Source organism: Protofrankia sp. CiP1_Cm_nod4 (assembly GCF_982290645.1).
In genome coordinates this window covers 60,972-66,143 of the sequence record NZ_CEVIVC010000014.1, presented here as the reverse complement: position 1 = coordinate 66,143, position 5,172 = coordinate 60,972, and the positions used below count along the sequence as shown (strand labels likewise).

The window sequence follows — 5,172 nt, the reverse complement described above, 5'->3', positions numbered from 1 at the left end:
TCGATCTCGCGACGGCCGTTGGCGCCGCGCAGGTGGAACATGTCGGCGCCGACGACGCTGAGGGCGCACTCGGCGCGCAGTTGCGTGGCGACGAGTGTGTCGAGGACACGTCCCAGGAGGTCACCGTCACAAAGCGCACGGCGGTGGTCGATACGCAGCAGCGGGCCGAGGAGACCGGGATCGATGAGGTAGCGCTTGGGCAGTCGGACGGCGCGGTCCATGCGGCTGCCCGCCCAGGCCGGGACCCGGTCGGTGACCATAAGAGTGCCAAGAAGATCATCTTGGCCGACCGCGGTCTCCCGGTCGATGCCGGCGGCGTCGTAGAGCAGCTTGTGAGTCGGCACGCCGGCGGTGTTCGCGGCTATCGCCCGGAGATATCTCCGCATGCGCAGGGGATCTCTCGCGACACCGAGCGACGGCGCTTCCCGCGTCGCCAGATGGTCGACGTATCCGGTCAACCAGCGGTCGCGGGCTCGTTCGGTCGGGGCCCGCAGCGCTTCGGGCCAGCCGCTGGTAAGTGCCTCCGCCAGGTAGCCGTGCAGGTCCCAGCCGGCGGCGGGGCCGGCGAGGGCGTCCGCGCCACCGCTGACGATCCGATCGACCAGGGATGGCGAGGCCGGGTCGCCGTGGCGTTCCCGGCCGACGAGCGGATACATGGCCAGTCGGACGATCCGGCCGGTCGCGGGCCAGCCCGAGGCGGTGAGGTCCGCCTGTGAGGAACCGGTCAGCACGAATCGTCCCGGACGCGGATCGTCGTCGACCAGGCGGGGGCCGTGGGCCAGGCGGGCCGCAGGCGGGCTGCGGGCACACCGCCGGCCGCCGCCGGCGCGGATCGTGACATTCTTCTTCCCATGAGGCACGGGGGAAGAGAAGCCTGACATGGCGGGATCCGGCGACGGTCGTGACTGCGACTTCTTCATCAGCCATACCGGCGCGGACGCCGCCTGGGCGGCATGGATCGCCTGGCAGCTCGAGGCACGGGTGCGGATCGACGGGCGGCCCGCGCGCACGTTCTTACAGGCGTGGGACATCGTCGCCGGCACGAGCCGGGTGGCCAGTATGCATCGCACGCTGCCGGCGTCGGCCCGGGTGGTAGCCATCCTCTCCCCCACCTACCTGGACGAATCCGAGTACGGCAACGCCGAGTGGCAGACGCTCTGGCCGAACGACCCACAGGGACGCGCGCGCCGGATCGTCCCCGTGCGGGTCGCGGAGTGCCAGCCGGACGGGCTGCTGCGGTCGATCACCTACATCGACCTGGTGGGCCTCGGCGAAACGGCCGCCACCGACGCGCTGCTGACGGGAATCACCGGCTCCATCGAGGGCCGGGCTAAACCCACCGCCGCCCCGCTCTTCCCCGGCCCAGCCGGCCCGCCCGCGTTCCCCGGCCCAGCTGGCACCGGGCCAGCCGGCACCAGGCCAGCCAGCACCAGGCCAGCCAGCACCAGGCCAAGCAACGTTGAGCAGGCCGTCACGGTGCTGCACATCTCCGACACCCAGTTCGGGGCGAACCATGTGTTCGGCAGGACCGGGCTGACCGAGGCCGACCGGGCCCGCTCGTCGCTGTTCGGACGCCTGCACGACGACCTGCGGGAGCGGGCCGTGACCGAGGGGCTGCGCCCCGACCTCGTCGTGGTCACCGGCGACCTGGCCGAGACCGGCACCGAGGCCGAGTTCGACCAGGTGTACGACTTCCTCGTCGCGCTGGCGGACAGCCTGGGGCTCGACCGCGGCCGGTTCGCGCTCGTCCCCGGCAACCACGACGTCAACTGGCTGCTCTGCCAGTCCTCTTTCCTGCGCGAGCAGGCGTACGGACGACGGCCGGAACCGCCGTACTGGCCGAAGTGGGAGTTCTTCGCCGACCTGCTCCGGCGGTTCTACGGGGACGACGCGACGACCGGGTTCCAGGTCAACGCCGAGTGGTCGCTGTTCGAGATCCCCGTCCACGGCCGCGGGGTCGTCGTGGCCGGGCTGAACTCGACGATGGCCGAGACGCACGAGGAGCACTACGGCTGGCTCGGCGAGCGCCAGCTCCGCGCGGTCGCCGAGGCGCTGCGCCGCTACGAGCGCGACGGCTGGCTGCGGATCGGCGCGGTGCACCACAACCCGGTCCGCGGCGCGGCCTCGGACGACGAGAACCTGCGCGACGCCGACGACCTGGACAGGATCCTCGGGCCCCACCTGAACCTGCTCCTGCACGGTCACACCCACGACGGCCGGGCCGGCTCGCTGCCGGTCTCCGGGCTGCCGGTGGTGTCCACGGGCAGCGCGGCGGCCGCCGCGTCCGCCCGGCCGTCCGAGGTGGCGAACCAGTACCAGCTGATCCGCATCGACCGGGCCGGGTTCACCCGGTACGCCCGCCGCTACGAGCCGGACCAGCGACGCTGGACGGGCGACCCGCGGATCGACCCGGCCGGCGGCTCCTGGTCGGTGCGCACCCGGCACGAGTTCCGGTCCGTGCACGCGGCGTTCCCGCGCCCGGCGGGGGATGGCGGTGGGGAGAGCGAGCCAGGACGGTACCGCTCCGGCTGGCGCCGGGACGGCCGCTTCCCGGACGGGAGATCTCCCGACGGGCCCTTCCTGGACGACGACGGCCCGTCCGGCGAGCGGCGCTACGGCGAGCCGGCCGGGCCGCGGCCACCCGACCTGCTGGACGAGATCGCCGAGGTGGCCCGCCTGCGCCATCCGGACGCGAGGGTCGATCGGGTCGAGAAGGCGGCGGGAGACGGCGGGCCGCCCGCCCATCTGCGGCTGTGGCGCGCCGAGGGGCGCATCGTCGAGCACCGGATCGTCGGCCTGCTCGACGGCGACGCGGACGCGGCCGGGGTCGACGAGTTCGCGCGGACCGTCCGGCACGGCTACCTGGCCGCCCACCCGGGCGTGTTCACCGACCTCGTCTACACCGGGGCGCAGGCCGCGCCGGGCCTGGTCGCCCACGCCGAGCGGCTCGGCATGACGCTGCTGAGTAGGCCCGAATACCAGGGTGTGCTGGACCTGCGCGACTACGTCCGCCGGCAGACCGTCCGGCTGCGTACCGACGTGAACTACCCGCCCGAGCTGTACGTGCCGCAGCGCATCCGCCGTGTCGGCCGCACGCCCGACACTGTGCCGGGCACAGTGCCCGACACAGTGCCCGGCACCGCCCTCGACCAGATCATCGAGTGGCTGACCACGGACGAGGCCCGGTTCGTCCTCGTGCTCGGCGAGCCCGGGTACGGCAAGACCTTCCTCACCCACGAGCTCGCCCTGAAGCTGCCCGGCCACCTGCCGCACGTGGACCCGATGCTGATCGAGCTGGGCAGGCTGGAGAAGTCGCTGGAGCTCGACCAGCTCGTCGCCCAGCATCTGGTGGAGTCGGCGGTCCGCCGGCCGGACCTGGACGCCTTCCGCTACATGCTGGGCCGGGGCCGGCTGGTGCTGATCTGCGACGGCTTCGACGAGCTCGCCGCCCGCGTCACCTACGAACGCGCGGTGGAGGACCTGGACGCCCTGCTGGACGCCCTCGACGGCCGGGCCGGCCCCGATACCCCGGCGGCCGCCGGCCAGGCGAAGATCCTCGTGACGAGCCGGGCCGAGTTCTTCCTGACCGACGACGAGGTGCTGAAGAAGACCGGGGAGAAGGTCGCGCGCACGTTCGGCCGGTACATCGTCCGGTTGACCGAGTTCACCTCCGGGCAGATCCATGATTTCCTGGTCGGGCGTTACGACCGGGCGCTGTCCCAGAAGCTGCCCGATCCCGGCTCCCGCCGTGCCGAGGCGCGGCGGCTGGCGGCGGACCGCCTGGCCCTGATCGAGGAGGTGCGGGACCTCCCCGATCTGGCGCACAACCCGCGGCTGCTGTCGTTCATCGCCGACCTGGACGAGGACCGGCTGCGCCGGGCGCGCCGGCTCCCCGCTGGCACCGCTACCGGCGAGGTCACCGGTGAGGCCGGCGCCGGCGGTCCCGGCGCTGCCAGCGGCGCCAGCGCCGGGACCGCCGGTCCGGCCAAGGAGCCGGCAGAGGGCCCGGACGGCGCATCCGGCACGGTGACCGCCGCCGACCTGTACCGGGAGCTGATCGGCCAGTGGCTGGCCTACGAGCACACCCGGTCACGGGAGCTGACGGTCGACGAACGGGGGGCCGCCGTCACCGAACTCGCCGTCACGCTGTGGCGGGACGGCGCGGCCTTCGTCGGCGTGGCCAGGCTGACCGAGATCGCCGGCCACGTGCTCCGGTCGATGCGCGACCCACGCAGCCGCACCGCGGACGAGACCGCCCACCTGCTCGGTTCCGGCACCGCGCTGCGCCGCGACGCCGACGGCCGGTTCGCCTTCATCCACCAGTCGGTGATGGAGTACCTGGTCGCGGCCGAGATCGCCCGTGTGCTCACGGCGCCGGCCGGCCGCGGTGGCCATGCCGGCGATCTGCTCGCGGCGCAGAAGATGTCGGAGCTGATGGCCGACTTCTTCACCGACCTGGCCGGCCGGGACGCGGCGGCCCGCTGGGCGCAGAACACCGTCACCGATGCGGCGGCGCCCGCGGTGGCGAAGGCGAACGCGGAGCTGGTCGCGCGGCGGCTGGGTGTCCGGCTGCGGACGGGGGCGGACCTGGCCGGTGCCGACCTCGCGGGCGAGGACCTGTCCGGCCAGGACCTGCGCGATGCCGACCTGCGGCGGGCGAACCTGACCGACGCCCGGCTCGACCGCGCCGACCTGCGCGGCGCCGACCTGCGGGCGGCGGTGCTCGCCGGCGCCTCCCTGAAGGGCACCAGGCTCGACGGCGCGGACCTGTCCGAGGCGAGGCTGACCGGGGCGACGCTGAGTGATGTCGCGGCGGAGGGGGTGGTGGCCCATGAGGTGGACCTCGACGGCGCCCGGATCTCCGGCGGAGTCCTGCGCGCGGCCGACCTGACCGGCGCGTCGATGCGGCAGGCGCGGGTGACCGGGGCCGAGCTCACCGGGGTGGACCTGACCGGCGCCGACCTCAGCGGCACCCGCTTCGTCGACACGGATCTCACCGGGGCGACACTGACAGGCAGCAACTGGTCACGGGCCGCCTTTCTCGGCGGCCGGCTCGGCCCCGCCGTGGACGCGCCCGAACTGGCCACGGCAGCGCTCGCCGGGCGAGACCGGGCGCAGGTGATGCCACGGCCAGCGGCATCGCCCCAGTACGCGGTGGCGTTCTCCCCCGAC

The 5,172-nt window shown here is 73.7% G+C and carries 2 protein-coding genes; one reads left to right on the top strand and one right to left on the bottom strand.

The annotated features are described in order from the left end of the window. The coding region (locus AC5LSR_RS05110) for a DUF8612 domain-containing protein (RefSeq protein WP_493468207.1) at window positions 1-731 on the bottom strand (731 nt) is incomplete at its 3' end. A 148-nt stretch (window positions 732-879) separates the two neighbouring features. On the opposite strand from AC5LSR_RS05110, the gene AC5LSR_RS05105 reads away from it, so the two are divergent. Then, window positions 880-5,172, top strand: a 4,293-nt coding sequence (locus AC5LSR_RS05105) for a pentapeptide repeat-containing protein (RefSeq protein WP_493468206.1), incomplete at its 3' end; no start/stop codon positions are given.